General features: G+C 71.9%; 2 protein-coding genes and 1 pseudogene. 1 reads left to right on the plus strand and 2 read right to left on the minus strand.

All coding sequences use genetic code 11. The annotated features are described in order from the left end of the window. Positions 1-1,711: AAA family ATPase (locus KBX53_RS28165; RefSeq protein WP_210862576.1), on the minus strand; the 1,711-nt coding region annotated here is incomplete at its 3' end. A 146-nt stretch (positions 1,712-1,857) separates the two neighbouring features. Between KBX53_RS28165 and KBX53_RS28170 the strand changes: the two genes are divergently transcribed. Further along, entirely contained in the window at positions 1,858-2,484 is a 627-nt protein-coding gene (locus KBX53_RS28170) for an SGNH/GDSL hydrolase family protein (RefSeq protein WP_210862578.1), read from the plus strand. Positions 2,485-2,550: 66 nt separating this feature from the next. Here KBX53_RS28170 and KBX53_RS28175 read toward each other — a convergent pair. Then, a pseudogene (locus tag KBX53_RS28175) lies at positions 2,551-2,880 on the minus strand (hypothetical protein); the annotation flags it as partial.

The raw sequence follows: 2,880 nt of genomic DNA on the forward strand, positions 1-2,880 counted from the left end.
GGCTCGGGCAGCGGCGCATCAGCAGTCGCCAGGCCATCGGCGACAACTCCTGCGCCTCGTCCACGATGACGTGGCCGAACGCCCAGGTGCGGTCGGCGGCGGCCCGTTGCGCGGTGGTCAGCCGGTCGCTCTCCTCCTGCCGCTCCAGCAGCCGGTCCGCGTCGATCAGGTCGGTGACGCCGAGGATCTCACCGCCCTCGGCCTCGTCCTCGACGTCGATCGAGCGGGAACCCCTGGCGATCTCGAGCACGCCCTCGGCGTACTCCCGTTCCATCATCCGGATGCGGTCCCGCCGGGCGGCGGCGGCACGTTCGTCCTCGCCGAGCAGTTCGGCCGCCTCGTCGAGCAGCGGAACGTCGGCGGGGGTCCAGCCACCGCGCTCGCGCCGCAGCAGCGCCCGTTCGTCAGCGGTGAGCATCGGCGCGGCGGCGGCGATCCGGTCCGGGTCGGCGTACAGGTCGGCGAGTAGCCGCTGCGGTGTGAGCACCGGCCACAGCTGATCGAGGGCGGCCCGGATCTCCGGTTCCTCGCGCAGTTCCCGCCGGATCTCGGCCCGGTCCGCCTCGTCGAGGAGGTTGTCCCCGCCGAGCGGGTCGGCGCCGATCCGTTCGGCCACCTGCTCGGCGAGCGCGTGCACGATCTCCACGTCGAACAGCGCGCGGGCCAGGTTGTGCGGTCGGTCGGTGCGGCGGACCCGGTCGCGGGCGGCGCGCACGATCTCCGGGTCGAGGGTCAGCGTCTCCCGCTCGACCTCGATCTCCAGTGGCTCGTCCGGCACCCACTGCCGGTCCCGCACGGCCAGCGCCAACACCTCGGCCAGCACCGCCCGGCCCTTGAGCGCCGCGGTCTCGGCCGGCTCGGACCGTTGGGCGCTCACCCCGGGAAAGAGATCACCCTGGGTACGCAGCAACACACCGGTCTCGGCCAGTGTCGGCAGCACCTGGGAGATGTACCGCAGGAAGGTCGCGTTCGGGCCGACCAGCAGCACGCCCCGGCTGGAGAGTTCGCGGCGGTGCGTGTAGAGCAGGTACGCCGCCCGGTGCAACGCGACAGCGGTCTTGCCGGTGCCGGGGCCGCCCTGGACCACCATGACGCCCGGGAGTTCCGCGCGGATGATCTCGTCCTGTTCGGCCTGGATGGTCTCGACGATGTCGCGCATCCGGCCGGTGCGGCCGGCGTTGAGCGCGGCGAGCAGCGACGCCTCACCGGTCAACTCCTCGTGGGCGCCGGGGGAGGCGCTGTCGATGTCGAGCACCTCGTCGTTGAGCCCGGTCACCTTGCGCTGGCGGGTACGCAGGTGCCGGCGACGGCGTACGCCCTGCGGGTTGGCGGCGGTGGCGAGGTAGAACGGTCGAGCGGCGGGGGCGCGCCAGTCCATCAGCAGCGGGTCGTAGTCACCGGTGGTGTCGAAGATGCCGATCCGGCCGATGTAGCGGCGGGAGTCGTCGTCGCCGTCGAGACGGCCGAAGCAGAGCCCGTTCTCCACGGCGGAGAACTGTTCGACCTGATCGGCGTACATCGCTACCGAGCTGTCGCGTTGCGAGCGGTCCTGGAGGGTTCCGCCGGTGTTGTGCAGCTCGGCGGTGAGTCGGTGGGCGGCCTGCTCACGCAGCTCGTCCAGCCGGTGGTAGAGCATCGAGACGTACTCCTGCTCGCGACCGATCTCGTCGTCGAGCGGCAATTCGCCGGAACCGCCGGAGTGCCTTGACAAGCCGTCTCCCTAAAGATTAGAATCCTTTGCAGGAACGGCTTTTAGCCGTTCTTTTTTATGCCTTCGAACTGTTGAAGATAGCGCGTTCCGCCGGTTCTCACCAAGCCGGGCGGTCCGGCGCGCCGGTGATCGCGAGGTGGCGGCGGATGATCCTGCGGACCGGCCAACGGGTGGTCTTCATCGGGGACAGCATCACCGATTGTGGTCGACGCGACACCGCCGCGCCGTACGGCAGCGGATACGTGAGCCTGGTGCGCGCCCTGGTCGACGCCCGGCACCCCGAGCTGGAGGCGGACTGGGTCAACCGGGGTGTGAGCGGCGACACCGTGCGGGACCTGGCCGCCCGCTGGGACGTCGACGCCATCGCCGAGCGCCCCGACTGGCTCGCGGTGCTGATCGGCATCAACGACATCTGGCGGCACTACGGTGACCGCCCGGATGAGGCGGTTGGCATCGACGAGTACGAGCGCACGCTGCGCGACCTGCTGCGTCGGGCGGTCGACGCCACCGGCTGCGGGCTCATCCTCGGTGACCCGTTCTTCATCGAGCCCGACCGGAGCGTCCCGCAACGCGCCGACACCGACCGGTACGCGGCGGTCGTGGCCGCGCTCGCCGCCGAGTTCGACGCGGTGCACGTGCCCAACCAGGCGGCGTTCGACCGGGTGCTGGCGGTGAGTCCCGCGACGCGCTGGGCTGACGACCGGGTCCACCCGTACCTGCCCGGCCACGCGGTCCTCGCCGACGCGTACCTCAGCGCCCTCGGCGTCTGCTGACCCGCCCGCGCGCACGGCGAAGCGCCGGGCCGACCGTCAGGTCGACCCGGCGCGAACACGCGGAGATCAGCCGCGGGCGGCCTGGTAGAGCCGCTCCGGCGTCACCGCTCCGGCGAGTACCCGGCCGTCGTCGGTGAGCAGCACGGTGAACAGTCTGGTGCTGAAGAGTCGACCGCTGCCCCAGTCACCACTGACCGCGGGCAGCCCGCCGAGCAGCTTCGACACGTCCACGTCGGGTGCGGCGCCGGCCGGGGGAGTGGCGGGTTTCCCAGCGGCGGGCCCGCCGTCGAGCGCACCGTCCAGGCGGGCGACCAGCACGGTGGTCCAGCCGTCGCCGACCGCGCGGACCTGTGGGTCCGCCTCCGGCTTGACCCGGCCGGGCTTGCCCGCCGGCCG

The sequence above is a fragment of the Micromonospora sp. M51 genome (genome assembly GCF_018070305.1).
GTDB lineage: Bacteria > Actinomycetota > Actinomycetes > Mycobacteriales > Micromonosporaceae > Micromonospora > Micromonospora parva.